This window comes from Neisseria montereyensis, from assembly GCF_024834045.1.
Taxonomy (GTDB): Bacteria; Pseudomonadota; Gammaproteobacteria; order Burkholderiales; family Neisseriaceae; genus Neisseria; species Neisseria montereyensis.
Genome location: NZ_JANUXW010000001.1, coordinates 236820 through 262538, shown reverse-complemented (window position 1 = coordinate 262538; position 25719 = coordinate 236820). Strand labels below are relative to the sequence as shown.

General features: G+C 46.6%; 30 protein-coding genes. 16 read left to right on the top strand and 14 right to left on the bottom strand.

The window, feature by feature from the left end:
- Positions 1–33 precede the first annotated feature (33 nt).
- The 3 genes from NXS09_RS01165 to NXS09_RS01155 form a co-directional block, all read right to left on the bottom strand.
- Positions 34–240 (bottom strand): hypothetical protein, encoded by a 207-nt coding sequence (locus NXS09_RS01165; protein ID WP_259290729.1) that lies wholly within the window; start codon positions 238–240, stop codon positions 34–36.
- Between the two features lie 286 nt (positions 241–526).
- Positions 527–1492 (bottom strand): phosphatidate cytidylyltransferase, encoded by a 966-nt coding sequence (locus NXS09_RS01160; protein WP_259290728.1) that lies wholly within the window; start codon positions 1490–1492, stop codon positions 527–529.
- Positions 1489–2181, bottom strand: coding sequence for a lysophospholipid acyltransferase family protein (locus NXS09_RS01155; RefSeq protein WP_259290727.1), 693 nt, complete (start codon positions 2179–2181; stop codon positions 1489–1491). The genes NXS09_RS01160 and NXS09_RS01155 overlap by 4 nt, the downstream gene beginning before the upstream one ends.
- Positions 2182–2377: 196 nt before the next feature.
- On the opposite strand from NXS09_RS01155, the gene NXS09_RS01150 reads away from it, so the two are divergent.
- A complete protein-coding gene (locus NXS09_RS01150; protein ID WP_259290726.1) occupies positions 2378–3040 on the top strand; it encodes a hypothetical protein in 663 nt (220 codons plus the stop codon).
- A gap of 51 nt (positions 3041–3091) precedes the next feature.
- On the opposite strand, the gene NXS09_RS01145 is transcribed toward NXS09_RS01150, so the two are convergent.
- The 4 genes from NXS09_RS01145 to NXS09_RS01130 form a co-directional block, all read right to left on the bottom strand.
- Entirely contained in the window at positions 3092–3697 is a 606-nt protein-coding gene (locus tag NXS09_RS01145; protein ID WP_259290946.1) for a CDP-alcohol phosphatidyltransferase family protein, read from the bottom strand.
- Positions 3698–3814: 117 nt separating this feature from the next.
- Entirely contained in the window at positions 3815–4510 is a 696-nt protein-coding gene (lolD, locus tag NXS09_RS01140) for a lipoprotein-releasing ABC transporter ATP-binding protein LolD (RefSeq protein ID WP_259290725.1), read from the bottom strand.
- The gene (locus NXS09_RS01135) at positions 4503–5753 is read right to left on the bottom strand and encodes a lipoprotein-releasing ABC transporter permease subunit (RefSeq protein WP_259290724.1); all 1251 of its coding nucleotides are present in this window, start codon (positions 5751–5753) and stop codon (positions 4503–4505) included. Before NXS09_RS01135 ends, lolD begins: the two co-directional genes overlap by 8 nt.
- Positions 5754–5942: 189 nt before the next feature.
- A complete protein-coding gene (locus NXS09_RS01130) occupies positions 5943–6314 on the bottom strand; it encodes an Mth938-like domain-containing protein (RefSeq protein ID WP_259290723.1) in 372 nt (123 codons plus the stop codon).
- Between the two features lie 137 nt (positions 6315–6451).
- Between NXS09_RS01130 and NXS09_RS01125 the strand changes: the two genes are divergently transcribed.
- The 4 genes from NXS09_RS01125 to NXS09_RS01110 all read left to right on the top strand — a co-directional run bounded on the left by NXS09_RS01125 (position 6452) and on the right by NXS09_RS01110 (position 12499).
- A complete protein-coding gene (locus tag NXS09_RS01125) occupies positions 6452–7768 on the top strand; it encodes a homoserine dehydrogenase (RefSeq protein ID WP_259290722.1) in 1317 nt (438 codons plus the stop codon).
- Positions 7752–8177 (top strand): hypothetical protein, encoded by a 426-nt coding sequence (locus NXS09_RS01120; protein ID WP_259290721.1) that lies wholly within the window; start codon positions 7752–7754, stop codon positions 8175–8177. The genes NXS09_RS01125 and NXS09_RS01120 overlap by 17 nt, the downstream gene beginning before the upstream one ends.
- A gap of 308 nt (positions 8178–8485) precedes the next feature.
- Complete coding sequence (locus NXS09_RS01115) at positions 8486–8830, top strand: hypothetical protein (protein ID WP_259290720.1); 345 nt, start codon at positions 8486–8488, stop codon at positions 8828–8830.
- A 435-nt stretch (positions 8831–9265) separates the two neighbouring features.
- A complete protein-coding gene (locus tag NXS09_RS01110; RefSeq protein ID WP_259290719.1) occupies positions 9266–12499 on the top strand; it encodes an AAA domain-containing protein in 3234 nt (1077 codons plus the stop codon).
- Between the two features lie 242 nt (positions 12500–12741).
- Here the strand turns inward: NXS09_RS01110 and NXS09_RS01105 are convergent, their stop codons facing one another.
- Positions 12742–13569, bottom strand: coding sequence for a mechanosensitive ion channel family protein (locus NXS09_RS01105; RefSeq protein ID WP_259290718.1), 828 nt, complete (start codon positions 13567–13569; stop codon positions 12742–12744).
- Positions 13570–13804: 235 nt separating this feature from the next.
- Here NXS09_RS01105 and hemL point away from each other — a divergent pair, with 235 nt between their 5' ends.
- A complete protein-coding gene (hemL, locus tag NXS09_RS01100) occupies positions 13805–15088 on the top strand; it encodes a glutamate-1-semialdehyde 2,1-aminomutase (protein WP_259290717.1) in 1284 nt (427 codons plus the stop codon).
- 80 nt (positions 15089–15168) lie between these two features.
- Here the strand turns inward: hemL and NXS09_RS01095 are convergent, their stop codons facing one another.
- Positions 15169–15378 (bottom strand): hypothetical protein, encoded by a 210-nt coding sequence (locus NXS09_RS01095; protein WP_259290716.1) that lies wholly within the window; start codon positions 15376–15378, stop codon positions 15169–15171.
- A gap of 78 nt (positions 15379–15456) precedes the next feature.
- Positions 15457–15603, bottom strand: coding sequence for a hypothetical protein (locus tag NXS09_RS01090; RefSeq protein ID WP_259290715.1), 147 nt, complete (start codon positions 15601–15603; stop codon positions 15457–15459).
- Between the two features lie 55 nt (positions 15604–15658).
- Between NXS09_RS01090 and NXS09_RS10840 the strand changes: the two genes are divergently transcribed.
- On the top strand, positions 15659–15838 hold the full coding sequence (locus NXS09_RS10840; protein ID WP_434802995.1) for a hypothetical protein: 180 nt from the start codon (positions 15659–15661) through the stop codon (positions 15836–15838).
- Positions 15839–16179: 341 nt separating this feature from the next.
- Positions 16180–17043 (top strand): pyridoxal kinase PdxY, encoded by an 864-nt coding sequence (gene pdxY, locus NXS09_RS01085; protein WP_259290714.1) that lies wholly within the window; start codon positions 16180–16182, stop codon positions 17041–17043.
- A gap of 25 nt (positions 17044–17068) precedes the next feature.
- On the opposite strand, the gene NXS09_RS01080 is transcribed toward pdxY, so the two are convergent.
- From NXS09_RS01080 to NXS09_RS01065, 4 genes are all read right to left on the bottom strand, one after another.
- A complete protein-coding gene (locus NXS09_RS01080) occupies positions 17069–17224 on the bottom strand; it encodes a hypothetical protein (protein WP_259290713.1) in 156 nt (51 codons plus the stop codon).
- Positions 17208–17354 carry a hypothetical protein gene (locus NXS09_RS01075; protein ID WP_259290712.1) on the bottom strand — a complete coding sequence of 49 codons (147 nt, stop codon included), beginning with the start codon at positions 17352–17354 and terminating at the stop codon, positions 17208–17210. The genes NXS09_RS01080 and NXS09_RS01075 overlap by 17 nt, the downstream gene beginning before the upstream one ends.
- A gap of 108 nt (positions 17355–17462) precedes the next feature.
- Positions 17463–18029 (bottom strand): ankyrin repeat domain-containing protein, encoded by a 567-nt coding sequence (locus tag NXS09_RS01070; protein ID WP_259290711.1) that lies wholly within the window; start codon positions 18027–18029, stop codon positions 17463–17465.
- A 1-nt stretch (position 18030) separates the two neighbouring features.
- Entirely contained in the window at positions 18031–18216 is a 186-nt protein-coding gene (locus NXS09_RS01065) for a hypothetical protein (protein ID WP_259290710.1), read from the bottom strand.
- A 3-nt stretch (positions 18217–18219) separates the two neighbouring features.
- Here NXS09_RS01065 and NXS09_RS01060 point away from each other — a divergent pair, with 3 nt between their 5' ends.
- The 8 genes from NXS09_RS01060 to NXS09_RS01025 all read left to right on the top strand — a co-directional run bounded on the left by NXS09_RS01060 (position 18220) and on the right by NXS09_RS01025 (position 25526).
- Positions 18220–18378 carry a hypothetical protein gene (locus tag NXS09_RS01060; RefSeq protein ID WP_259290709.1) on the top strand — a complete coding sequence of 53 codons (159 nt, stop codon included), beginning with the start codon at positions 18220–18222 and terminating at the stop codon, positions 18376–18378.
- A gap of 427 nt (positions 18379–18805) precedes the next feature.
- Positions 18806–19342: a glutathione peroxidase gene (locus tag NXS09_RS01055; protein ID WP_259290708.1), complete on the top strand. Its 537-nt coding sequence runs from the start codon at positions 18806–18808 to the stop codon at positions 19340–19342.
- A gap of 33 nt (positions 19343–19375) precedes the next feature.
- Positions 19376–20428: an NADP(H)-dependent aldo-keto reductase gene (locus NXS09_RS01050; RefSeq protein WP_259290707.1), complete on the top strand. Its 1053-nt coding sequence runs from the start codon at positions 19376–19378 to the stop codon at positions 20426–20428.
- A 155-nt stretch (positions 20429–20583) separates the two neighbouring features.
- Entirely contained in the window at positions 20584–21717 is a 1134-nt protein-coding gene (locus NXS09_RS01045; protein ID WP_259290945.1) for a M14 family metallopeptidase, read from the top strand.
- A 142-nt stretch (positions 21718–21859) separates the two neighbouring features.
- Complete coding sequence (locus tag NXS09_RS01040) at positions 21860–22438, top strand: PH domain-containing protein (RefSeq protein WP_259290706.1); 579 nt, start codon at positions 21860–21862, stop codon at positions 22436–22438.
- 79 nt (positions 22439–22517) lie between these two features.
- Entirely contained in the window at positions 22518–23390 is an 873-nt protein-coding gene (locus tag NXS09_RS01035; protein ID WP_259290705.1) for a DUF1853 family protein, read from the top strand.
- A gap of 209 nt (positions 23391–23599) precedes the next feature.
- Positions 23600–23989: a hypothetical protein gene (locus NXS09_RS01030; protein ID WP_259290704.1), complete on the top strand. Its 390-nt coding sequence runs from the start codon at positions 23600–23602 to the stop codon at positions 23987–23989.
- 295 nt (positions 23990–24284) lie between these two features.
- The gene (locus tag NXS09_RS01025; protein ID WP_259290703.1) at positions 24285–25526 is read left to right on the top strand and encodes an aromatic amino acid transporter; all 1242 of its coding nucleotides are present in this window, start codon (positions 24285–24287) and stop codon (positions 25524–25526) included.
- Positions 25527–25719: the final 193 nt, after the last annotated feature.

Sequence of the window (25719 nt, the reverse complement as noted above, 5' to 3'; positions counted from 1 at the left end):
ATAAATATCAAGGATCAATCTAGTTGATTATATTTATCTCAGATACATTCGGGATAATACATATAAAGAAAAAGTTATTACGATTGTAAGAATTATTGCTTGATATATTCTTATCTTTTTTAGTTGTGTCTTATAGTATTCAGACCCTTTAATAGATGAAACTAATTTATCAATAGATTCACTATCTACATTGGATAAATCCAGCATTCCTACATTTTTATTTTTACTTTTATTTTTCATGATGTAAATCCTATTTAGTTAGTATTTAAATTACTATTTACTAATATTGAGCATTAGAAAGAAAGAAAATTTTATTGCTATTTCAAACAAAAAACCTTGTTATACCACCAAATGAAATATTGCCCACATTAGCCAAACGGATTGTGCCAAATATAAGGTATTCATTACAAGGTTTGACGATAAAAGAATGAAACATGTATCAAACGGCAACTATCATTAGCAAATAGAGAAAGGCCGTCTGAAACATTTTCAGACGGCCTATAAATCAATCTATCAAAAACACGATTTAACCGTGCCAGAAATAACGAATAATATGGAAAAACACCGGCGCGGCAAAACAAATCGAATCAACACGGTCAAGCATACCGCCATGCCCCTGAATCATATTGCCCCAGTCTTTCACACCATGATCACGCTTAATCGCCGACATCACCAATCCGCCGAAGAAACCCATCAGGCAGATAACCAAACCAATCAAACCGGCCTGCCAAGTAGAAAACGGCGTTAGCGGCGCCATCAGCATAGCAACCACAACAGCCGAAGCAATACCGCCCACCGTTCCGGCTACGGTTTTACTCGGCGATAAAGACGGCATAATCTTACGTTTACCCAAAGTTTTGCCCCAAATATATTGCAAGACATCACTGGCCTGAACCACACCGATCATAAAGATTAACAACAATATATTCTGTTCTTGCGGGAAACCGTCCAAATGCAAAGTCAACAATGCCGGCACATGCGACAAACAGAAAACAGATATCATCGCCGCCCATTGGGTTTTCGCCGCCCGCTCCAGAAAATGCTCGGTTCTGCCGCTCAAACTACCGATAATCGGCAGGATTAAAAAGCCGTAAACCGGAATAAAGATGGAAAACATGCCGTACCACTCAGTAAACACAAAGTAATACTGAACCGGCAAAAGAATATAGAAACACACCAGCATCACGCTGTAATCGCTGCGGTATTTATAAACCAACGTAAGAAATTCACGCAATGCGGCAAACGAGACGAGGAAAAATAAAACCACCGTGCCTGTTTTGCCGAACCAAAACGCCAGCAACAACACCAGCGTCATCACCCACCAGGCATAAACACGGGCATTCAAATTGGCAACGGTTGTATTATCGCTGCCTTTTTTATATTCCAGCCACTTCCCAATCGCACTGGCGACCATCAATACGATAAAAATAGCCACAAACACCCAGCCGGCCTGAACCGGCATGGCGTATACATTGGAAACAACCGGATTCATAGCGCAGCCTCCCCATTATGCTGATCATTTACAGCGGCTTGTTGTTGTTTTTCAGGCGGCGCCAATGCCAGCAGCGCATCACGGCTGCGCTTTAGAAAAGCGTCTTTATCTTCGTTTTCCTGTAAATACACCACCTCGCCGATATTCACATCACACAACAGCGGCACCGGCAGAAAAGTGCCTTTGGGCAACACATGGTTGATATTGTTGATCCACATCGGCACAAAACCGACATCGGGGTTTTCCCTTGCCAAATGATAAATGCCGCTCTTAAAAGACAACAGCGTCACTTGGTCATCCGTATTGCGGGTACCTTCGGGGAAAATAATCAGCGAATCCTCGTTTTGCAACGCTTCGGTCATCTGTTCGGTAATCGCTTGCGGGTTACCGCTGTTGCGCGGAATCAACAGCGCATTGAACACCCTTTGGATAATGAAACGTTTCAAACGGTTGGTGAGCCAATAATCGGATCCCGCTACCGGACGCACACAGGCACGCCAGCGCTTAGGCAGGGAAATCCACACCAACACAAAATCGCCATGGCTGCCATGATTGGCATAATAAACTTTACGCTGCGGCGTAAAGCCCAAACTCTTGGCCGCTTTCGGCCGCACACCCGTTAAAAACGAAACAAACAGGCAAAGCGCCTGATCGGTCAGCCATGCCAACCGCTGCTTTATCCACTCCATCTTTCTCCCTTTCCGCCGAATATCCAACTATCGGCCTCCACATTAAAAACAAACATATTTTAAATATTACTTTAGATATAATTATTTAAATTAAGATTTCTTTTTTGAAATCAATAAGAAAAATATTCCATTATGATTGTTTTATGACATTTTAATCATTAAAATAGCATTTTTTCAAAACGATAACACAATCCATATGGGCAGTATTTTAAATAATCTCCAACTTTTAGGCATAGCGGCCATGATTCTTGCGGCGCTTCTGCTGATGTATTGGGGCATCACGGTTTACCGCAACACACAGCGGGAAAGCCAACCCGCTTACCAATTGTCTTTTCATAGCAGCAGCCACCCGCTTGCCCCGCAGGTTTTTGCCGACACCTGCCAAAGCCTGAATATCTTTACACAATACAACAACCCTCAAGACGAACGTTTCTTAGCACAATACCCGATAGGCCGGACATTAGCCTACGACGGCGAGAGCTATTTGATTTCCCGCGTGAAAAAATACCTCACCCTCGACGACAAGCAACAACCCCAATTCGGCTATGCCGTTTATTTTCAGGTGTATGAAAAAAGCGAATTTCCACTACATATCGGTTTTACCGACCAAAAACGCTATATTGGCATAATGCTCGATGCAAAAGGCTGCACCGTGATTCAAACCGACGGCAAAATCAGCCGCCTACCCTATGCCGAATTATGCGTAAAAATCAGACGGCAACGCTTTACCATGAAAACACCGCGATACGAACACACCATCAAACGCAGCGATCTGAGTTTGGCCGACGGTACACTTTTAGCAGCCGTATTGCAAAAATACGCAGCTAAATTAGATCTTGACACTACCGATATCGCATAATACCGTTTTCTCATATCACGATTTTAGGCCGTCTGAACCACGCATAAGCGTTCAGACGGCCGCTTTCAACCCGTTTTGCACACGGCGCACGCAGGTATAGGCCAATACCGCCACCAACAACCACATCACCCACACCGTCCAACCCGGCAGCACGCCTGCCAGCGCATACCACAAACCCAAAGCGCCGAACAAAAACGCACGGTCGCTTTTACCGGCCGGGCCGTCGTAACGCCGCCCGTTCTGCCCGTGTACCTGCCCCAGCACCCCGCAAAATTCGCTCATTGCCGCCAGCCAGATAAACAAAGCAATTTGAAAAGCATTAAAAGGCAATACAAAAGCAAACGGCAGATACAAAGCCGCATCGGCCACCACATCGGTGATTTCGTTCAAATAGCCGCCGAGTTTCGACTGATGGCCGAATTCACGCGCCAACATACCGTCGGCCGCATTCAGCGCCATGCGCACAAACAGCCATATCGGCAATAGCCAGAATAAAGCGGGCACATCGGCAAATCCGGCCAACAACACGCCGATAAAAATAGAAATCCCGCAGGCGGTAAGTGTTACCTGATTGGCGGTTACCCCCCGATTATGCAGCTTGCGTACCAGCGGGCGCAGAAGATTTTGAAATTTAGGTTTGAGTGCGTAGATGCTCATCATTAGGCCGTCTGAAAAAAAATAACGATTCGGATTATACCGCATATAGCAAAATCCATTTGCAAAGGCCGTCTGAAAAGTTTTTCAGACGGCCTTTTAAACCTTGCGGCTTGTTACTTACTTATCTTTATCCAGTAACGACAAACAACCGTCATGCATCGTCAGTACACGGTCGAAGCGGTAGGCCAGTTCGTCATCATGCGTCACCACAATCAGGCTGGTACCCAATTCGTTTTTCAAATCCAACATCATATCGAGTACGTTTTGGGCGTTTTTGCGGTCGAGGTTGCCTGTCGGTTCGTCGGCCAATAAGCATTTAGGTTGCGTAACCAAGGCACGGGCAATAGCCGCACGCTGGCGTTCGCCGCCGGAAAGCTCGCTCGGACGGTGCAGCATACGCGCTTTCAGGCCGACTTTATCCAACATCGCCGTGGCGCGTTCTTCTGCTTCGGCTTTCGGTTTTTTACCGATTAACAACGGCATCATCACGTTTTCCAAAGCCGAAAACTCAGGCAATAAATGATGGAATTGGTAAACAAAACCCAGATAGCGGTTGCGCAGTTCGCCCAACTGCTTCTGATTCATTTCACTCAAGTTATGCCCCATCAGGTTCACGCTACCCGAAGTCGGCATATCCAAGCCGCCCAGAATATGCAGCAAGGTGGATTTACCGCTACCCGAAGCACCGATAATACTCACGCTCTGCCCGCCGGCTACTTCCAAGTTCAAACCGTTGAGTACCTGAACATTTAAAGCGCCGTCTTGATAACTCCGATAAAGGTTATCGCATTTCAAAACAATCTGATTATTCATAGCGCAAAGCCTCCGCAGGTTGGGTTTTCGATGCCCGCCAGCTCGGATACAGCGTTGCGATAAAAGCCAATGCCAATGAGATGCAGGCAATCACCACCACATCGCCGGCATTCACATCGCTGGGCACATAATCGATAAAATAAACTTGGGAATTAATCAGGTGCGTACCGGTAATCCGCTCGAAAAAAGCAATCCAATGGCCGATATTCACACCGGTAAACACGCCGGTGACTACGCCGACCAAAGTGCCCATAAATCCGGCAAACGCCCCCTGAACCATAAAGATTTTCATCACCCCGCCCGGCGAAAGCCCTAAGGTGCGCAAAATGGCAATATCGGCCTGTTTCTCGGTTACCGCCATCACCAAAGAAGACACCAGATTAAACGCCGCTACGGCAATAATGAGCGTTAAGATAATAAACATCATGCGTTTTTCCAATTCCACCGCTTCAAAATAACTGCGGTTGGAAAAGGTCCAGTCGCGCGCCCAGATTTTATCCTGATCGGCGGGCGGTATCAGGTTGCGGATAAAGTCCGGCGCATTTTGCGGATCGGACAATCTAATGCGCAACCCACCGACATTGCTGCCCAAACGGTACAACACTTGGGCATCTTGCATGTGAATCATGGCCAAGCTGTTGTCCACTTCGTAAACCCCTGTTTTCACCACGCCGACCACATTAAACTGTTTCAAACGCGGCACCACGCCGGCGGGCGTCACATTACCCTCAGGCGTAATCACGGTCACTTTGCCGCCCACTTCCGCACCCAAAACTTCGGCCAAGTCTTCACCGAGAATAATATCGAACTCGCCCGGTTTTAAGTCGTCGAAGCTGCCTTGCGGCATATCGTTGCCGTAATCGACCACATTTTTTTCTTCTTCGGGCAACACACCGCGAATCTGTACGCCGCGCACTTCGCCCGAATTGGCCAACAAAGCCTGATCAGCCACATAAGGCGCAGTAGCCAATACGCCTTTTTTGCCTTGAACAATCGCGCGTAAGTCTTGCCATGTTTCGCCGTTTTCAGCCGTGTAATAACCGATTTCGGCATGCGGCGCCACATTGAGCAGCTGACCGCGGATTTCTTTTTGGAAACCGTTCATCACCGACAGCACCACAATCAGCGCCCAAACGCCCAATGCAATGCCCAAAATCGAGATAACGGTAATAAACGACATGAATCCGTTGCGTTTTTTTGCCCGCAGATAGCGCAGGCCGATCCAAGTTTCTAATGAAGCCATGTGCGGAAGCACCCTTATATTCAATCAAAATAAACGCGCATTGTACCGTATTTCAAGCTAAACCGCTTTAAGGTATGCCGTTGCTTTGTTAAGAAATTCAATAAACATAGCCGCCTGTTTGCCAAAACAGGCGGCCGTCTGAAAAAAGCGGGAAAATTTAAAGTTTAAACAGTCACGCGCAACAACCGCTTAAGGCCACAACCAAGCCCAAACACGACGGCCTTCACTTTGCAAAATCATAAACGTGCGGCAGGCGGCAGCGGTAGACATACATTCCAAACCGATGCCTTTGGCTGCCAATGCAACGGCTATTTTCGGATGCAGAAACACCTGTTTTTCACCCGTGCCCACCAAAATCACTTCAGGCGGCACCCCTTCGGATACGGCCTCAATAAAATCTTGTGCCGATAAAGCCGCAGGCTCTGTTTGAGTCGGCTTTTCAATACCGGTATCTTTTAAAACAACGGCTTCGGTATAAGCCCGACTATTGATTTCGATTTGGCCGGGGGCGTAGCCGTTAATCTCATTTTGTCCGCCCGGCTGGGTTTCTTCAATCAGCATAAATATTCCTCTTTTTTATCGATACAGGCCGTCTGAAATTCAGGTGCAGAAGCAGCTAAATTCAGGTAGGATAACAGCCTTTGCACCGAATAACAGTGCGCACAGAATACTAACATACAACGGCTTAAGGAGACAGAATGAAGCCAGTGAATATCGGAATATTAGGGTTAGGCACCGTAGGCAGCGGTACCGCCCGCGTTTTACAAGATAATGCACAAGAAATCAGCCGCCGTCTCGGGCGGGACATACACATTGCCGCCGTTTGCCATAGAAGTGAAGAAAAAGCCCGCCAAATCTGCCCCGATGCGGTTTTTGTAGAAGATCCGTTTGCATTGGTAGCGCGTGATGACGTGGATGTAGTGGTCGAACTGTTCGGCGGCACCGGCGTTGCCAAAGAAGCAGTGATTAAAGCTATCGAACATGGTAAACATATTGTCACCGCCAACAAAAAACTATTGGCCGAATACGGCAACGAAATTTTCCCGTTGGCCGAACAAAAAAATGTGATGGTTCAATTTGAAGCGGCCGTTGCCGGCGGCATTCCGATTATTAAAGCCCTACGCGAAGGCTTATCCGCCAACAATATCCGCTCTATTGCCGGCATTATCAACGGCACCAGCAATTTCATTCTGACCGAAATGCGCGAAAAAGGCAGCAATTTTGCCGACGTTTTGCAAAAAGCCCAAGAGTTGGGCTATGCCGAAGCCGACCCGACTTTCGATATCGAAGGCCATGATGCCGGACATAAAATCACCATTATGAGCGCATTGGCATTCGGCACCCCCGTAAACTTCGAATCCTGCTATCTCGAGGGCATTAGCAAACTTGAAAGCCGCGATATCAAATATGCCGAAGAACTCGGCTACCGTGTGAAACTGCTCGGTATCACCCGCAAAACCGATAAAGGCATCGAATTGCGCGTTCACCCGACCCTGATTCCCGAATGCCGCTTATTGGCCAATGTCAACGGCGTGATGAATGCCGTGCGCGTCGATGCCGATATGGTAGGCGAAACGCTTTATTATGGTGCCGGTGCAGGTGCGCTGCCGACTGCCAGTGCCGTGGTCGCCGATATTATCGACATCGGCCGCCTGATTACCGCAGATACGGGCAATCGTGTACCGCATCTGGCCTTCCAACCCAGCCAAGTCAAAGTTCAACCTATGCTGCCGATGGACGACATCACCAGCAGCTATTATCTGCGTGTACAGGCACTCGACGAACCCGGTGTATTAGGCAGAATTGCCAACCTGTTGGCGAAAGAAGGCGTTTCCATCGAAGCGCTGATTCAAAAAGGCGTTATCGACGGCACGCTGGCGGAAATCGTTATCCTCACCCACAGCACCATTGAGAAAAATGTGAAAACCGCCATGAATGCCATCCAAGCACTCAGCGAAGTGAAATCCCCTATTGTGATGATACGCATGGAGAGCCTACATGGACAAAACGGATAAGCCCGAAAACACACCGCAAGCACAACGCAAAAAAGCCCGCGCTAAAATCCGCACCGTCCGCATTTGGGGCTTTGTGGTTTTGGGCCTATTGGCCGTATTCGGTTTATTGTCTAATTGGGCGCTTTCCAAACCGAAAGCCAAACAAGCCATTGTGGATTCCTGCGTAAAAAACGTACCGTTTTCCGAGAAATGGCAAAACGATTTGCAAACAGTCGGCCTGGCCGATAAATCAGACCAAGTCATTCAAGACTACTGCGTTTGCATGTGGGACGAACCATTGGAAAAGCTGAGTGAAGAACAAATCCAATCGCTCAGTTCTCTCGGCCCGGAAGAGCAACTCAACCTGCTTGGTGGTGCGGAAGCTTTCGAAGCACGCGACAAACAATGTATCGCTTCGTTAAAGCCCTAACAAAGTAGTTTTATGCATAATCAAACAAAAAGCCGTCTGAAAGCTTTCAGACGGCTTTTTATATCAAACATAGTGATGCAACCTACGTGCTTCCGAAGAGCCTCGCCCATATTAACTAAAACTGTTCAGATTTTAGGGCATTAAAATTTTCATACAGTTATGCCAATTTTATTTTTTTACTATTTATACAATAACTTATATTTAAATGTTACTATATATCCATCGATTAATACTGATGAATATATAAGTTTGCCCATTAATCGAAAAGGTAATATTTTGGGCCGTATCATTTTTAATAGGAGTGAAATATGCGTTACTTATCTATGCTCGGTTTAGTGTTTTTGTTAGGTGCCTGTGCAGGTTTAGGAGGCAGCACATATCAGGGCAATAGTACAGCCTATGGCAGCCGTACACTGCGCAACGATGTAATGAATAATATCAAGCTGTTTGAAAGAGGAACTTATTCTTGTAACAGCATTCAGTCGGTTAATGCCCAAGTATTGGATTTGAAAGAGGTGCGCGGGCTGGTTCAAGCATTGGAATCATGGCAAGTACAAGCTTGCGGTCAAACACACACCTATCAGGTGAGCTTACGCCAAAGCAGCGATGGCGGCACCAATATCGGCGTAACCTTTAAGAAAGAAGAAGAATAATAGCAGGCAACCGCATAATATTATTCATGCTTCCGATATCTTGACTTAAATATTGGTTTCAACATACAAGGGGGTGTGACACGAACGCATGCGGTTATGAATGATGGCAAAACACATCTGCGTGCCATGCCGTGTGACACATCCTACAAATACAGCGATACTTGGTTATTATTTGACCGAAAAAACCGCACCAATAAGGCGGTTGTTTATGCGCTTTGTTTTATAAAAAAGTTCTCATTACTTTGTTTAATATCAAGAAGACCATTACACTTCCCGCTCATCTATCATTGAAATTTGAACGATATTATTTTAGCGGACCGGTGATTAATCGGCATTTCCTAAATTATCCACGCAGCCACCCGTCTTTTGCATTATGAATAGATATTATTTTTAGATGATTGTATGATATAAAAAAAATTAACTAGCAAAAATATAATGACACAAAGACCTTATTCTGAAAAAGTAATCGATGAGTTTGAAGAGAATCCTCAAACACCTATTACCAATGATCCTCAAAATATTCTGCGCACTTGGACCGCTCTTGAAGTACTTTCCCCGCAAAGTTACCGCAGAGAAACAGATTTAGTGGGAGGGCAACATTCCTATGTTGCACGATTTGAAAAATCCGACCTTCCATGGCAAAAAAATGAAAAAGCCCCACCACCCAAAAAGCGGCTTTATTATGAACTCATTCTTGGCTCGGTTGCCTTAGGCCCTGCTGTAGAGAGTTTGCTCAAAATCTATGCCGACACGCGCCCCGATCAACCGAGTATGCAGGGGTATTGCCCTATTGCCAGCATCCTTCTAGACAATCAAGGGCGCCCGCTTACGGAAAGCAATAGCTTTGCCATTTCCAGCTTTGCATGGGGTGTTCCGATTGCACTTAAAGGCGATCTGCACGCGCTGGCAGAATGGCCTAATTGTGAACAGATTCTGAAAGGTGCATTCCAACAACTTCTATTTCAATGCGATGATCAAGAAAATATATTACCTCTTACTAAAGAGCATATATCCCAACTTTTCAACTTTTTAGTTAACAAAATGAATCTCGATGTATTGGAATTGAAACAACCTTATTTTGCATTGCGGCGCTATGAATATATTGCCAGTAAAACCCCACCTGAGCCGCGCTTACTTAACTCATTTTTTCTGAATGATCTATCTGTTGCAAGAAACCACATAAAAAATGGTACGCTTCCGCATGCCTTGCGCCATTATTTAGGGATAGAAAAGCCCGCGCATAAAATCAATCTTCTTGAAGACACTTTAAAATTACAGCAATTGCTTCAGCCGTCTCAAACACCGTTGGGCAAATGGCCGGGGAACGGCCGCTTTCCGCTGGCTCTATTACAACAGGCTGCCGTAAACGCAGCAACACCTGCATTGATGGAAACAGGGATACTGGGGGTTAACGGCCCGCCCGGTACCGGTAAAACAACATTATTACGAGATGTCGTAGCTGCACGGATTATCGAGCGCGCAGAAGTGATGTCCACCTACACCAATCCGGCAGATGCCTTCTCCCCCACATCTCAAACTTTGCAAAGAAGCGGAGCAAAAATCACACTCCATAAGCTTGATGAAAAGTTGAAAGGCTTCGAGATGGTCGTTACATCTTCCAACAATAAGGCTGTGGAAAATGTCAGTGCCGAACTCCCTGTTATTGAGGCGATTGCCAGCGATGCGCCTGAATTGCGTTATTTTAAAACGATTTCCGATAAACTTTTGGAATGCGATACTTGGGGAACCATCTCTGCCGTGTTGGGAAACGCCGACAACCGCTATAATTTTTCACAAAAATTCTGGCGAGATAATGAAAACGGTTTCTCAACCTATTTAAATCATGCCTGCGGCATTCCTCAGATAGCTTTCGAACGGCAGGATGACGGCACATCAATAAGACGTTATCGAAATATTGTTAACCGCGAATGCCCGCCGGCAAACCCAAAAGAAGCTAATGCACGTTGGGAAGAGGCCCGCATACATTTTCAGCAAGCACTAAAAGCGTCTAAAGATAGCCAAAAAACACTGCAAAAACTGCATACCCAACTACAACGTTTGCTTGCTATCGCTACGGAAATAAAGGATATCGAATCAACGCAATCAGAATTACTCGATAAGATAGCCTCATTTCAATCAGCATTATCAGAAGCCCAACAGCAACTTAAAATGGCAGAAGCTGATAAAACGCAAAAACAAAACCTCAAAGAAACACGCCTTTCCGCACGTCCGGGACTTTTTGCTCGCCTGCTTCAGACACGTCGTTTCCGAGAATGGTCAGCCGAGATTAGCGAGCTGGAAGAAAAAGCACATGCATCCGACAAAATTTATAATAATTGCCGAGAACAGGTTAATACGCTCCACAACGAGCTCACAAAACAACAATCCTTAAGCAACGCATCTGCAAACGAAATTGAAAAATTAGCAGAAGAAAAAAATCGTTTGGATACCCAAACAAAGCAAATGCGTGAAGATTTTGAAGTTCCGGTATTAGATGACGCCTTTTTCACCAATACGCATGAAGATATTCAAAAAGCCAGTGTTTGGTTTAATCAGACTGCCAACAAACTCAGAGACAATTTATTTGAAGCCGCTATTCACCTGCACCGCGCTTTTATTGATGCCGCAGCCGATCCGCTGCGTCAGAATTTATCGATTTTTATTGAATCATTCGGTACCCGTTCTCTTGGAACGGCACAAAAAGATGCATTAATCGCTGATTTATGGGCCTCGTTTTTTCTTGTAATACCCATAGTTTCCACAACCTTTGCTTCAGTTAACAGAATGTTTTCCCGTCTCGCACCGGAATCGCTCGGATGGTTATTGGTAGACGAAGCCGGCCAGGCAGCTCCGCAAGCGGCCGTAGGCGCCATGCTGCGTACAAAACGGGCGGTCATCGTTGGTGATCCGCTTCAAATCGAGCCGGTCGTAACCTTACCGAATAGTTTGACCGAAAAAATATGTGCTTTCTTTGGTGTTGACCCACTTAAATACAACCCGCCCGAAGCATCGGTACAAACCGTCGCCGATATGGCCAGTATGTATTACGCGCGCTTTCCTATCGGTAGCGGTTATAGAGATGTAGGCGCCCCCCTGCTTGTACATCGACGTTGCAACAGTCCGATGTTTGAAATTTCAAACGAGATTGCTTATTCAAACCTAATGGTACAAGCCAAAAAACCTTCACCGGCAAATACCATTCTCGGCCCTTCCGCTTGGATCAATGTACAAGGCAATCCGGGCCCGGATAAATGGTGTGCCGATGAAGCGAATGTACTCATTGATAAACTATACCGATTGCGGCGTGGCGGTATGGATGCCGATTTATATATAGTAACGCCTTTTGTTATCGTGCAAGATAACTTGCGGCAGGCAATCTTAAAAAGCCATGTCCTAAATGATTGGGTAGACAAACCGGATGCTTGGGTTCAGGAACATGTAGGAACAGTGCATACGGTACAGGGACGCGAAGCAAAAATTGTATTTTTCGTGCTCGGTGCCCAAATGACCTCGCAAAATGGCGCCCGCGCTTGGGCCGGAGGAAAGCCGAACCTCGTCAACGTAGCTATCACCCGTGCCAAAGAGTCTCTCTATGTTATTGGCAATAGACATCTTTGGAAAACTGCAGGTGTTTTTGCCGTATTAGATAGATACCTTCCAGATTATTAATCGTTTTTTACGAGTTGGAATGTGTTAATGTCGGATTCGAGGATCCAACCTACTGTTCGTAGTGGCGGATTGCATATCCGTTCACCGTTTGGCATGGCACTATCGCTACAATATACGATTGCGTAGCTTCGACATGTGCGGTAAAAGATGGCATTGTCGAACAGATAGACACGGGCGGATATATAATCCGCACTTATAAAAAGCCGTCTGAAAGGTTTCAGACGGCTTTTTATATTTAGGGCTTATGCTTCGGTAGGCGGCATCAACAGCGGCCGAACACACGACAATACTTGGTCGGTAACATGATGGTCATCACCATAGCCCTGCGCCCACCAATACAACTCAAGCGTTGCCGCCGTATCCGAAAGCGCGGTCATCACCACTTCGGGATCTTCAATATTTTGGCAACGTTCCTTCAAAACTTTCAAAATATCCTGTTTTACCTGTTCGGGGTCGCGCCCTGACGGCAGGGTTAACGTGGTGCTTTGGCGGTATCGTCGGCCGCTGGTGTTCACGGTAACCGGCGAAGTAAACAACTGCGAATTCGGAATCACAATACGCCGCCCGTTGCTCGTACGCAGTGTGGTGGCACGGATTTCGATATTTTCCACCTTCCCCTCAAAATCACCCGAAACAATACGGTCGCCGATTTGAAAAGGTTCGCTCAACAGCAGCAGAATCCCCGACAACAGGTTTTGAAAAATATCTTTAAAAGCAAAACCAATGGCCACCGAACCGATACCCAACGTGCTAATCAGCTTGGTCGGCGTAAAATCAGGCAATGCAATCATCATGGCAGCCAAGAAACCTGAAAACACAATTAAGGCTGCCCCGATACGCTGCAACACCAGCAATAGGTTCATGCGCTCGGCCAAACGTTTGGCCAACAGTTTGCGCACCGTCAATTTAAATAAGCGCGAAACAAACCAAAAAATAATAAATACGGCCAACGCCGTCAGCATATAAGGCACCCGCGCCCAAAATGCCGCCACCATGCTCTGCACCTCTGCCGTCATCACGCCGTAAGGCACATGATTTACCGCTTGTTCAAGTACTTGCTCTGTATCCATAAGTCTATAATTAATTCGATTTTTATCGTCCGAAAGCGTAAAGAGGCCGTCTGAAAACACATGCCTACACGCTTCCCCATCAGGGCGGCAACGGCAACCCGGCCGCATAAAAAACGGCAATATATACCATATTGCCCGGCTTTGGAACGGCAACCGATAAAGCTGTTAAAATACCGCTTTATCTTTGCCGACGGCACGCACCGCCGCTGTTTACCCAATCAAGGAGTTCCCTGCCATGAACCGCAACGAAACATTATTCAACCGAGCCAAAAACATTATTCCCGGCGGGGTTAACTCGCCCGTACGCGCATTCGGCAGCGTCGGCGGCGTACCGCGTTTTATCAAAAAAGCCCAAGGCGCATATGTGTGGGATGAAAACGACACCCGCTATATCGACTACGTCGGCTCATGGGGCCCCGCCATTGTCGGCCATGCCCACCCCGAAGTAGTCGAAGCCGTGCGCGAAGCCGCTTTAGGCGGGCTGTCGTTCGGCGCGCCTACCGAAGGCGAAATCATTATTGCCGAAACCATTGCCGAAATCGTGCCCAGCGTCGAACAACTGCGCCTGGTCAGCTCCGGCACCGAAGCTACCATGAGTGCCATCCGCTTAGCACGCGGCTTTACCAAGCGCGACAAAATCATCAAATTCGAAGGCTGCTATCACGGCCATTCCGACAGCCTGTTGGTTAAAGCCGGCAGCGGCCTGCTCACCTTCGGCAACCCCAGCTCCGCCGGTGTACCCGAAGATTTCACCAAACACACGCTGGTTTTGGAATACAACCATGTCGGCCAACTTGAAGAAACCTTCGCCCGAATCGGCAGCGAAATCGCCTGCGTGATTGTCGAGCCCTTTGCCGGCAATATGAATCTGGTGAAACCTTCCGAAGCGTTTATCCGCGCCTTGCGCAGCCTCACCGAACAGCACGGCGCAGTATTGATTTACGACGAAGTGATGACCGGATTCCGCGTTGCCCTCGGCGGCGCACAATCCTTACACGGCATCCGCCCCGACCTCACCACAATGGGCAAAGTTATCGGCGGCGGCATGCCCTTAGCCGCTTTCGGCGGACGCAAAGACATTATGGCCTGCATTTCCCCGCTCGGCGGTGTTTATCAGGCCGGCACGCTTTCCGGCAATCCCGTGGCCGTCGCCGCCGGATTAAAAACCCTCGAAATCATCCGCCGTAAAGGTTTTTACGAACAACTCACCGAACACACCCAAAGGCTGACAAACGGCTTCCAAGCAGCCGCCAAAGAAGCCGGCGTTACCTTCAGCGCCGATTCGGTCGGCGGCATGTTCGGCCTGTATTTTGCCGACAGCAAACCGCAAAGCTATGCCGATATGACCCGTTCCGACACCGAAAACTTCAAACGCTTCTTCCACGGCATGCTCGAACGCGGCATTGCTTTCGGCCCCTCCGCCTACGAAGCCTCTTTTATGTCTGCCGCCCACACGCCCGAACTGATCGACGAAACCATCGCTACCGCACGGGCAGTTTTCCAAAATATGGCAGCTTAAACCCATTATCGGCAAGCATATATTGATATGGTTTCAAGGCCGTCTGACAGATAAGATTCAGACGGCCTTTTAGACAAATATCAGCAAGCGTAGGTCGGATACTTGTATCCGGCAAAACGGTCGGTATGATGGAAACGTTTAAGCATCGTGATAATGCCCATGTCGGATTCGAAAATCCGACCTACTGTTCGTAGGGGCGGATTGCATATCCGCCCGCCGTTTGAAATGGCGCTATCGATAAAATATAGCCGCGATTGTTTGGCTTTGACTTGCGCGGTAAAGGATTGCACGGTCAATGTGCAGACACGGGCGGATATATAATCCGCCCCTACCAAAGGCCGTCTGAAACCGTTCAGACGACCTTTGTATCAGGCGTATTTTTCCATGAGGGCGATTACGGGCTTGACTTCCTCTTTATCACCAAAATCATCTTTAATTCTGCCTAAAACGCCCAACGGATTGGCGCCCGTTTCCAACATCAATAATGCCGCATCGCATAATGCAATAGCGTGCAACCGCCTCCGGCCTGAAGGCTAACATCCGCTCCGCACGATATAAAAACTCAACTTAATTGATAATATTGTGCCGGAACCATTAGGCGGAGCACATAGAAATACAGATGAAATGGCAAAAAATCTTAAACAATGCCTTTTAGACGATCCGGCTGAATGGGATGAGTTAGAAAATACCGAAGGATTAGTGGACAGACGCTATCAGCGCTTAATGAGCTATGGTTACGTGTCATTGTGATAACAAATAAAACGGCAAGATTAGGTAAATTTTTTACCCAATCTTGCCGTTTTTTAATTCTACATTTTATCGATACAACGTTAAAAAGAAAATCGTTAGGGTATACTGAAAAGTAGTGAATTTAGTAGGGGAATTATAAGGTGAAATGGTGCCGACTATCAAAATAGAACCGGCAACCTACTGATTACAAGCCGGTTACTCTACCTACTAAGCTAAATCGACATATTAATTTGCTATTAAACAGGCATGAATTTTAAGGATTGTTCATCTTGCAAATCGCAATCCGCATCATATCAATAGCTAAAAAGTACTCAAATATAGCAAAAATAAGGAAATCACAAATGAAAAATGTTCTCTCAATCCAATCGCATGTTGTTTATGGTTATGCAGGAAACAAGGCTGCTGTGTTTCCAATGCAATTATTGGGAATTGATACATGGGCATTAAATACCGTACAGTTTTCCAACCATACTCAATACGGACACTGGAAAGGTATGGTTATTCCTAAGGAGCAAATAGGTGAAATAACTCAAGGAATTGATGAAATTAATGCCTTACATGAATGTGATGCAGTTCTTTCCGGTTATATCGGTGCCGCAGAACAAGGTGCTGAAATTATAGCTTCTGTTGAAAAAATCAAAACAAAAAATCCAAATGCCATCTATTTTTGCGACCCGGTAATGGGACATCCTGATAAGGGATGTATCGTTGCAACAGGCGTTTCTGATTTTTTACGGGATGAAGCAATGGCAAAAGCAGATATCATTGCGCCAAACTTAGTTGAATTACGCGAGCTTACAGGCTTACCGGTAGAAAATTTTGAACAAGCCATTGAAGCCATCAAATTTATCTTAAAGAAAGGGCCTAAAATTGTATTAGTGAAACATTTAAGCCGAGTAGGAAAAGACCCGAGTAAATTTGAAATGGTATTAGCAACACAATCAGGCATTTGGCATATCAGCCGCCCGCTACACGAATTTGTTGGTAAAGATCCTGTCGGGGTGGGTGATTTAACCAGCGGATTATTTCTTGCAAATTTATTAAATGGAAAATCTGAAATTGAAGCTTTTGAGCACACTGCAAATGCAGTCAATGATGTAATGAGCATTACCCACCAAAGCGGTAAATATGAGTTACAAATTATTAAAGCCCGTGATGTGATTATTCATCCGCAAAGTGCTTATAAAGCAGTAAAAATTGCTTAATCAAGATAACGGTTAATTTATCTTTTTAATAAGGATAAATTAACCTATAAAACGCATTGGTTTCCGGCGGGCTCTGTTTAACCCTACTCATATCCGCCAGCGTAGGGGCGGATTGCATATCCGCCCGTTGTTTGGATTGCGCTATTGCTAGAATACAGCCGCGATTATCTGGCTTTGGCATGTGCGGTAAACAGCTTGCATGGCAGGATGTTTAGGCACGGGCGGATATATAATCCGCCCCTACCAAAGGCCGTCTGAAACCTTTCGGCAGGCGTAGGTCGGATTCTTGCATCCGACAAAACGGTCGGCATGATGGAAATGTTTAAGCATCGTGATAATGCCCTTGTCGGATTCGAGAATCCGACCTACACGGGGTATTAATCAATAGGCCGTCTGAAACCTTTCAGACGGCCTTTCTATCAGGCGTATTTTTCCATAAGGGCGATAATCGGTTGGGCTTCTTTATCATCCGACGAATTAAGCTTAAGCTCTTCCAAAACCCCAACCTCATTACCACCGCTCAAATAATGTACATCACCACCGTTTTCCAACATCTTTTCCAATACATCCAAACGGTCCGGCATCGCCAACATCATCGCCAATGGAATAACTTGATGGCGGTCGGGAATATTCGGATTGGCACCCGCTTCCAGCATTAATAATGCTACATCGCCGTTACCCACCCGCATCGCATAATGCAATGGCGTGCAACCGTCTCCCGACTGAAGGTTAACATCCACTCCGCGCGAAATATAAAACGCATTGGTTTCCGGCGGGCTCTGTCTAACCCTACTCATATTTACCAGATGCAGATAATTCCAATTTTCATACGGTGTTACCATTAACGGTTCAAGCTTTCCCTCCGCTTCCATCTGCTCTAATAATGCTATATCACCCGCTTTGTTAGCCAATAGGATCAACCTATCGAAATTATCTTCGTATTCTTTCTTCATTTCTTCATAGTTTTGTTTATCTTTATCGTCCATTTTATCTTCCTGTGTCTAAAAAATTTTGTATTTCTTCTTTAATCTCTTCTATTGCCTTTCTATTCATATAAGGATCGTTTCTAGGCATTTCATTTTTATGCGACATGTTTTCTATGCCGTTTTCCAATCTAAAATAATCAGGGCGGCTGTTTACAAAATCATTAAAATCCGACTGACTCAGGCCCATTTCATGGGCCGCATCCCTCAGCCTCCAATGCTCTTTGCCATAGCAAGCGTAGGGGCGGATTGCATATCCGCCCGTTGTTTGGATTGCGCTATCGGTAAAATACAGCCGCGATTATCTGGCTTCGGCATGTGCGGTAAACAGCCTGCATGGCAGGATGTTTAGGCACGGGCGGATATATAATCCGCCCCTACCAAAGGCCGTCTGAAACCTTTCGGCAGGCGTAGGTCGGATACTTGTATCCGACAAAACGGTCGGTATGATGGAAAATGTTTAAGCATCGTGATAATGCCCTTGTCGGATTCGGGAATCCGACCTACACGGGGTATTAATCAATAGGCCGTCTGAAACCTTTCAGACGGCCTTTAATCAGGCGTATTGTTCCGTCTCAATAATCATCAATATTTTATTGATATATCATTGTGAATAAGTTATAGAAAAAGTCAAAAGCCTTTAAACAGACGGCTCCCCAAAGTGATAAAAATATAAAATCTTGTTCCGCCGTTTTACGCTTGATGAAGCGCCCACCGTATCGCTTAAATTAATTTGCGCTACAATGGCAACGTTTGCGATGCCTGAAAAGGAATGATTAATGAGCAATATTTACGGCTTTACGGTTAAAAATACGCAAGGTGCGGATATTCCGTTGTCGGATTATGCGGGTAAGGTTGTGTTGATTGTGAACACGGCCACGCACTGCGGTTTCACGCCGCAATATCGGGAATTGCAAACTTTATATAGCCGCTATGCCGCCGAAGGTTTTGAAATCTTGGATTTTCCGTGTAACCAATTTCGTGCTCAGGCGCCGGAAAGCGGCAGTGAAATCGCGCAAATATGCGAAACCCGTTTCGGCACACAATTTACGACATTTGAAAAAATTGATGTCAACGGTGCCGATGCCCATCCGCTTTATGTTTATTTGAAAACGCAACAGCCGAAAGACGAAGGCGGCCGCCTGATAACGGACGGGCTGTTAAAGCTGGCTTCCTTGGGCAGCAAACGGGCACACGGTGATATTCAATGGAATTTCACTAAGTTTTTGGTTAACCGCGAGGGGTTGGTAACGGCACGTTTTGTGCCGTCGCTTGCGCCGCTTGCTATTGATAAGGCTATCCGCGAATTGCTTTGAACGGCAAACGGATACGATTGGGAAAGGAATAAAATGGAAAAACGCGAACTGGGCAAAACCGGCATTCAGGTAACGAAAATATGCTTGGGCACAATGACTTGGGGCGAACAGAATACGGAAGCCGAAGCGCACGAGCAATTAGACTATGCATTGGCCAACGGTGTGAATTTTATCGACACGGCCGAGATGTATCCGGTGCCGCCGAGCAAGGAAACCTATACCCGCACCGAACAATATATCGGCAATTGGATCAAACGGCGCGGCAAGCGCGATGATTTTGTATTGGCCAGTAAAATCGCGGGGCCGATGCGTTCGAATAATGCACAAAGCTATATTAGAAACGGCAATGATTTTTCACGCGCGCAGATTATCGAAGCATGCGAAGCGAGCCTGAAACGTTTGAACACCGATTATCTGGATTTGTATCAGCTTCACTGGCCGGAACGCCAAGTTAATTTTTTCGGTAAATCCGGTGTTTCCGCACTGCCCGATACCGAGCAATTTACGCCGTTTGACGAAGTGTTGGATGCTTTATCGCTATTGGTTCGACAAGGAAAAATCAGAGCGTTCGGGCTGTCGAACGAAACCCCGTGGGGTACGATGCGCTATTTAAACGAATATGAACGCAATAACGAATTGCCGAGAGTGGCGACCATACAAAACCCTTATAACCTGCTCAACCGCAGCTACGAAACCGGCATGAGTGAAATTTCCCTACGCGAACAGGTGCCGCTATTGGCTTATTCGCCGCTGGCATTCGGTATGCTCACCGGCAAATACCGCAACGGCGCCATGCCCGAAAAAGCCCGCCTCACCTTATACAAACGTTTCCAACGTTATAACAAGCCGCTGGCGTTTACCGCTGTCGATCGTTATGCCGAAATTGCCGAACGATACGGATTAAGCCTAGCCCAAATGTCGCTTGCTTTTGTGAGCAGCCGTTCTTTTGTAGCCAGCAATATTATCGGCGCGACCACGATGGAGCAGTTGCGTGAAAATATTGCTTCCGCCGATTTGGTATTAAAAGACGAAGTGGTTGCCGCCATTAATGCGGTACATGAAGAAATTATGAATCCCTGCCCTTAAGCGACCACTGTTAATATTCCGGCCGTCTGAAAAGCCTTACCTGCTTTCAGACGGCCTTATTTTATATAGCCGAATGACCCGCCGGTAAAGACACACGCAGCCAAACCGTTTACAATATAAAAAGGTGCTTACTTAAAGTCTGAATAGGACAATACATCATGAAAATCACGACCCAGTTTGATGCCGGTTCCGTTATCGTTACCGATTTAAGCAATCCGGCCGATATCCGCCTGAAACTCCGCCCCGACAATGCCTCCGATTTTGCCCAATGGTTTTATTTCCGTTTACAGGGCGCCGCTTATCAAAATTGCGTCATGCATTTTGAAAATGCCGCTTCATCGGCCTACCCCGCCGGTTGGGAAGATTATCAGGCCGTTGCTTCTTACGATCGTCAAAACTGGTTCCGTGTGCCATCCCGTTATGAAAACGGCGTGTTCACCATTGATCACACCCCATTGGCCAATAGTGTTTATTATGCCTATTTCGAGCCCTATTCCAACGAACAACATTTAAACCTGCTCGGCGACGCCCAAGGCAGCGGTTTATGCCAGATTGACGACTTGGGCAGCACCGTTCAAGGCCGCGATATCAATCTGCTGACCATCGGCAATCAAGTGGCCAGCGACCTTAAAGTTTGGATTATCGCCCGCCAACACCCTGGCGAAACCATGGCCGAATGGTTTATCGAAGGCTTGCTCGGCCGCCTGCTCGACTCGCAAGACCCAACCGCCCGCGCATTATTAGACGGCGCAACCTTTTATATCGTCCCCAATATGAACCCCGACGGCGCAGTGTTGGGCAATCTGCGCACCAATGCCGCCGGTGCCAATCTCAACCGCGAATGGCTGGAGCCGACGGTGGAACGCAGCCCCGAAGTGTATTATGTGCGTGAAAAAATGCAGGAAACCGGCGTGGATTTATTTCTCGATATCCACGGCGACGAAGCCATTCCGTTTGTGTTTGCCGCAGGCACCGAAGGCGTCCCCTCTTACAACGAACGTATGGCCGCACTGGAAACACAATTCAAAACCGCTTTTCTCGCCGCCAGCCCCGATTTTCAAGATGTTCACGGTTATGACAAAGACAAACCCGGCGAAGCCAATCTAAGCATGGCCACCGCTTGGGTGGGCGAACATTTCCGCTGCCTGGCCTACACTTTGGAAATGCCGTTTAAAGACAACGACAACCTGCCCGACAGCGACTTCGGCTGGAACGGCCAACGTTCTTTGCGTTTGGGCGAATCCATTTTATCGGCCATCTTAAACGTATTGCCCGATTTACGCGCCTAACGGTACAGCCAAATAACCTTTAAAAAGATGTTAAAGAGAAACAGTGTAATCCGCCCTTGAAGTGCAATAATGGTATTTGTGTATAGCTCAATTACCATCCATACAAAAGTTTATAACGACTTTAATCGCAGTGGAGGCAGCAATGACACCATTAAATGCTTTATTGGATAGTAGAGAAACCGTTATTTGGCAAGGTAAACCCAGCCATTTGCTTTATACCATAGGTACAAAACCTTGGTTTTACGTTTTTGCCATATTCTGGGGTCTTTTTGATTGGCAGTTTTTTCTCACTTTTAACAACTTTGGTTCGGCCGCTCACCAAGTTCCTGTTTTCCCTATCAACCTATTTATACTGATTCATCTTGCTCCGGTGTGGTATGCAATATTCGCACCTACTTACCGTTTTTTTAACTGGTATAGAGTAATTTACGCACTAACCGACCGGCGTATTTATCTCACTTCAGGCTTAGTAGGCAACGATATAAAAAGTATAGAATGGCCGGAAGTAAAAAATCTTTCGGTCGATGTAGGCTTTCTAGAAAACATGATGCAACGCGGCACAATATCGGTATCCGGATATAAGTTAATGGGTGTAGAAAATCCATATGATTTGTATAAGAGAATTAAAGATATGGCTGTAGATATCAGTAGCGACCGTACCTTCCCCAATGAATTCCGCCCGGCAGAAAACCCCGGTTATAACACACGCTATAAAGCATAGTATAGCATCATCATGCCGCATCTAAGATGCGGCATGATGCTATAAAGAATGACTTACTATCAAAGAAATAAAAATAACTATGAATTACGCCCTTGATGCCTTATGGTGGCGGCTGACTGATCCTTATGTACGCGATTTGGCCGCCATTCTAACCGCCCCGCCGCTATGGCACAGCGGTTCCGAATTATCGGTGCGCACTTTATTGGGCGAAACGGGCTTTCGCTATCTGCTGGATTTAAACGACTACCCCAAACAACTGCAACAATCGGTGAACAACAAACAGCCGTTTGCCGGCCGTTTGGGTTTTTATGCAGAACATTTATTGGCATTTTGGCTGGAAAACGCACCGCACACCGAATTGCTCGGTCACAATGTCGTTTTAAAAAATGCCGACGGACAAACCGAAGGCGCGGCCGACTTTATCGCCTTATTCAATGGCGAACCCTATCATCTCGAACTCACCTGCAAATATTACGGCTGCCTTTCCGGCAGGCCGTCTGAAATGGTAGGGCTCAATCCGAACGACAGTCTGCTGCAAAAAGCATCCAAGTTAAAACATCAATTGGGTTTGCTCAATAGCGAATCCGGCAAAAAAATATTATCTAGCCTGCGTGTAGACCCGCAAAAAATAAAAACCGCTTCGATTGTACGCGGTATCGGCTTTTCCGCCCAATCCCAACCCGTACCAACCGAGCCGTTAAACGCCTACGGCTGGCATGGCCGATATGTGGAACACTGGACGGACAATATATTTTCAGACGGCCTAGAGCAGCGTTATTATGTTTTCCCACGCATGAATCTACTTGCACCTGCCAGAGTGCGCAGTGAGGATACTGTCGGACAGGCCGAAATCCGTGCGCTAAAAAGTGGTATCGTTGCGGCATTAACACAACGGCCGGACGGCTACTGGCATGAAAGCCAACGCTTTATGAAAGTAGATACCGGCATATAAAAACCCCAGGCCGTCTGAAAACCGTATCCGCACTTGAAATTTGCCGGCGAAACACCCATTACTATTTTAATCGTTACCTAATACCTAAAAAATTATCTTTCCTCACGCTTTTTACATAAATTTTAAAATCCATGACAGTGCAATCAGACACAAAAAAGCGTAAATTAACAAAATAGAAATCGATAACCCTTATCAATAAGGAGTGCAAGATGAATATTATTCGAACAACCGTTGCTTTATCTGCCGCCTTATCGCTTGCCGCCTGCGCCATCACACCCGAACAAAAAGCCGCCCGCGAAGCCGCCCGCATACAATATGAACAAGACTTACAAGTTTCCCTCGCCGCCCAATGCGACAGAGATGCGGCGAACCTGATGCGTGAACAGTTCAGCAACCGGCCTCGTAGCGAACAAGAACAAAAAGAATTCCGTACACGCTATGTCGATAAAATATCCGATCCGCTGTTCCAAGCCTGTTACAGATTGGCATGGCAAAACCATATTGCCCAACAACGGCTTGACCGCATGCGCTATTACCACGATTGGGACGACTTTTATTACCCGTTCCACCGTCGGCGTTTTTGCTACTACTGTTGGTAAACTTTTTTCAGACGGCCTTAAGGCCGTCTGAATGTTTACATTCTCTTAAAAATTACCACCTCTACCCAGTCATCCATTTTTTACAATACGCACTGCCTATCCGCATTTTTTTAACTTATTTGGGCATATCGATTGATATTCCTTGCTTTTTATCCAATATCCGTTAATTTCCCCTGCATTTCGGTCAGGCATTCAGGCATAATACGCACTTTTCTATCCGCCTATTTTTATTAGCGTTCAAACTGCTCATAATTGCACGGCCAAATAACAATAAACAAATAGATAAAGGAAATTTATGTCTGCCCAAAATCCGTCGCTTATCGGCGGCGCATTGATTATCGCCGGAACCGTGATCGGTGCCGGTATGTTTGCCAACCCTACCGCCACTTCGGGCGTGTGGTTTACCGGATCGTTGGTTGTGCTGCTTTATACTTGGTTTTCCATGTTATCCAGCGGTTTGATGCTGTTGGAAGTGAATACCCACTATCCGCACGGTGCCAGTTTCGACACAATGGTGAAAGACTTGCTCGGCAAAAGCTGGAATATTATCAACGGCATTGCCGTTGCTTTCGTGCTCTATCTGCTCACTTATGCTTATATTTTTGTCGGCGGCGATTTAACGGCTCAAGGCTTGGGTAACCTGCTACACGGCCGAGTCGGCCTGCCCTCGGGGCAATTAATCTTTTTTACCGTGCTGGCCTTCTGCGTTTGGGCTTCCACTTATCTGGTCGACCGGCTCACCAGCATCTTAATCGGCGGCATGGTCATTGCCTTTTTCTGGGCAACCGGCGGATTATTATCCGAAGTGCAATTGCCCGTTTTATTCGACAGCCAAGCCGAAGCCGGCACGCAATATTGGATTTATACCGCATCCGCCCTACCCGTCTGCCTTGCTTCATTCGGCTTTCACGGCAATGTTTCCAGCTTATTGAAATATTTTAACGGCAATGCCCGCAAAGTCGCCCGTGCCCTGCAACTCGGCACGCTGATTGCCCTAACTATTTATATCGTGTGGCAATTGGCCATTCAAGGCAATCTGCCGCGCAGCAGTTTTGCCCCGGTGATTGAAGCGGGCGGACAGGTATCGGTGTTGATTGATACGCTATCTAAATATGTGCCTACCGGCAGCATGAATACCATTTTGTCGTTTTTTGCCTATATGGCGATTGCCACCTCGTTTTTAGGGGTTACTTTGGGCTTGTTCGATTATCTGGCCGACTTGTTCAAATGGGACGACAGCACCGCAGGGCGCACAAAAACCGCCGCACTCACTTTTCTGCCGCCTCTCATCTGTTGTTTGTTGTTCCCGACAGGTTTTGTGACCGTTATCGGCTATGTCGGGCTGGCGGCTACGGTTTGGACGGCATTGATTCCGGCCATGCTGCTGTTTAAAGCACGCAAAAAATTTCCGGAAAACGAAAGCTACCGTGTTTATGGCGGCTTATGGTTAATCGTATGGGTTTTCGCATTCGGTCTGATTAATATTGCCGCACAAATATTAAGCCAACTGGAAATCGTGCCGGTATTTAAAGGCTAAAAGCCGTCTGAACGGTTTCAGACGGCCTTGAAATTAAGAAAATTAAACGTTTATTCATAACCTTAAAATAAAATCGGCAGCCATACCACAACCGCACCGGCAAGCACCGCAAAAATCGTGCAAACGGCAGCCGTTTATGGCATAATCGCCCATTCCGTTACCAACGGATTTCAGGAGTTTGTACAGGTTAAGG

What these genes read in the sequence shown, in the direction of transcription:
- NXS09_RS01165 (WP_259290729.1), bottom strand. Translation starts at nt 240, where the DNA reads ATGAAAAATAAAAGTAAAAATAAAAATGTAGGAATGCTGGATTTATCC.
- NXS09_RS01160 (WP_259290728.1), bottom strand. Translation starts at nt 1,492, where the DNA reads ATGAATCCGGTTGTTTCCAATGTATACGCCATGCCGGTTCAGGCCGGC.
- NXS09_RS01155 (WP_259290727.1), bottom strand. Translation starts at nt 2,181, where the DNA reads ATGGAGTGGATAAAGCAGCGGTTGGCATGGCTGACCGATCAGGCGCTT.
- NXS09_RS01150 (WP_259290726.1), top strand. Translation starts at nt 2,378, where the DNA reads ATGGGCAGTATTTTAAATAATCTCCAACTTTTAGGCATAGCGGCCATG.
- NXS09_RS01145 (WP_259290946.1), bottom strand. Translation starts at nt 3,697, where the DNA reads ATGAGCATCTACGCACTCAAACCTAAATTTCAAAATCTTCTGCGCCCG.
- lolD (WP_259290725.1), bottom strand. Translation starts at nt 4,510, where the DNA reads ATGAATAATCAGATTGTTTTGAAATGCGATAACCTTTATCGGAGTTAT.
- NXS09_RS01135 (WP_259290724.1), bottom strand. Translation starts at nt 5,753, where the DNA reads ATGGCTTCATTAGAAACTTGGATCGGCCTGCGCTATCTGCGGGCAAAA.
- NXS09_RS01130 (WP_259290723.1), bottom strand. Translation starts at nt 6,314, where the DNA reads ATGCTGATTGAAGAAACCCAGCCGGGCGGACAAAATGAGATTAACGGC.
- NXS09_RS01125 (WP_259290722.1), top strand. Translation starts at nt 6,452, where the DNA reads ATGAAGCCAGTGAATATCGGAATATTAGGGTTAGGCACCGTAGGCAGC.
- NXS09_RS01120 (WP_259290721.1), top strand. Translation starts at nt 7,752, where the DNA reads ATGGACAAAACGGATAAGCCCGAAAACACACCGCAAGCACAACGCAAA.
- NXS09_RS01115 (WP_259290720.1), top strand. Translation starts at nt 8,486, where the DNA reads ATGCGTTACTTATCTATGCTCGGTTTAGTGTTTTTGTTAGGTGCCTGT.
- NXS09_RS01110 (WP_259290719.1), top strand. Translation starts at nt 9,266, where the DNA reads ATGACACAAAGACCTTATTCTGAAAAAGTAATCGATGAGTTTGAAGAG.
- NXS09_RS01105 (WP_259290718.1), bottom strand. Translation starts at nt 13,569, where the DNA reads ATGGATACAGAGCAAGTACTTGAACAAGCGGTAAATCATGTGCCTTAC.
- hemL (WP_259290717.1), top strand. Translation starts at nt 13,805, where the DNA reads ATGAACCGCAACGAAACATTATTCAACCGAGCCAAAAACATTATTCCC.
- pdxY (WP_259290714.1), top strand. Translation starts at nt 16,180, where the DNA reads ATGAAAAATGTTCTCTCAATCCAATCGCATGTTGTTTATGGTTATGCA.
- NXS09_RS01080 (WP_259290713.1), bottom strand. Translation starts at nt 17,224, where the DNA reads ATGCCAAAGCCAGATAATCGCGGCTGTATTCTAGCAATAGCGCAATCC.
- NXS09_RS01075 (WP_259290712.1), bottom strand. Translation starts at nt 17,354, where the DNA reads ATGCCGACCGTTTTGTCGGATGCAAGAATCCGACCTACGCCTGCCGAA.
- NXS09_RS01070 (WP_259290711.1), bottom strand. Translation starts at nt 18,029, where the DNA reads ATGGACGATAAAGATAAACAAAACTATGAAGAAATGAAGAAAGAATAC.
- NXS09_RS01065 (WP_259290710.1), bottom strand. Translation starts at nt 18,216, where the DNA reads ATGGGCCTGAGTCAGTCGGATTTTAATGATTTTGTAAACAGCCGCCCT.
- NXS09_RS01060 (WP_259290709.1), top strand. Translation starts at nt 18,220, where the DNA reads ATGGGCCGCATCCCTCAGCCTCCAATGCTCTTTGCCATAGCAAGCGTA.
- NXS09_RS01055 (WP_259290708.1), top strand. Translation starts at nt 18,806, where the DNA reads ATGAGCAATATTTACGGCTTTACGGTTAAAAATACGCAAGGTGCGGAT.
- NXS09_RS01050 (WP_259290707.1), top strand. Translation starts at nt 19,376, where the DNA reads ATGGAAAAACGCGAACTGGGCAAAACCGGCATTCAGGTAACGAAAATA.
- NXS09_RS01040 (WP_259290706.1), top strand. Translation starts at nt 21,860, where the DNA reads ATGACACCATTAAATGCTTTATTGGATAGTAGAGAAACCGTTATTTGG.
- NXS09_RS01035 (WP_259290705.1), top strand. Translation starts at nt 22,518, where the DNA reads ATGAATTACGCCCTTGATGCCTTATGGTGGCGGCTGACTGATCCTTAT.
- NXS09_RS01030 (WP_259290704.1), top strand. Translation starts at nt 23,600, where the DNA reads ATGAATATTATTCGAACAACCGTTGCTTTATCTGCCGCCTTATCGCTT.
- NXS09_RS01025 (WP_259290703.1), top strand. Translation starts at nt 24,285, where the DNA reads ATGTCTGCCCAAAATCCGTCGCTTATCGGCGGCGCATTGATTATCGCC.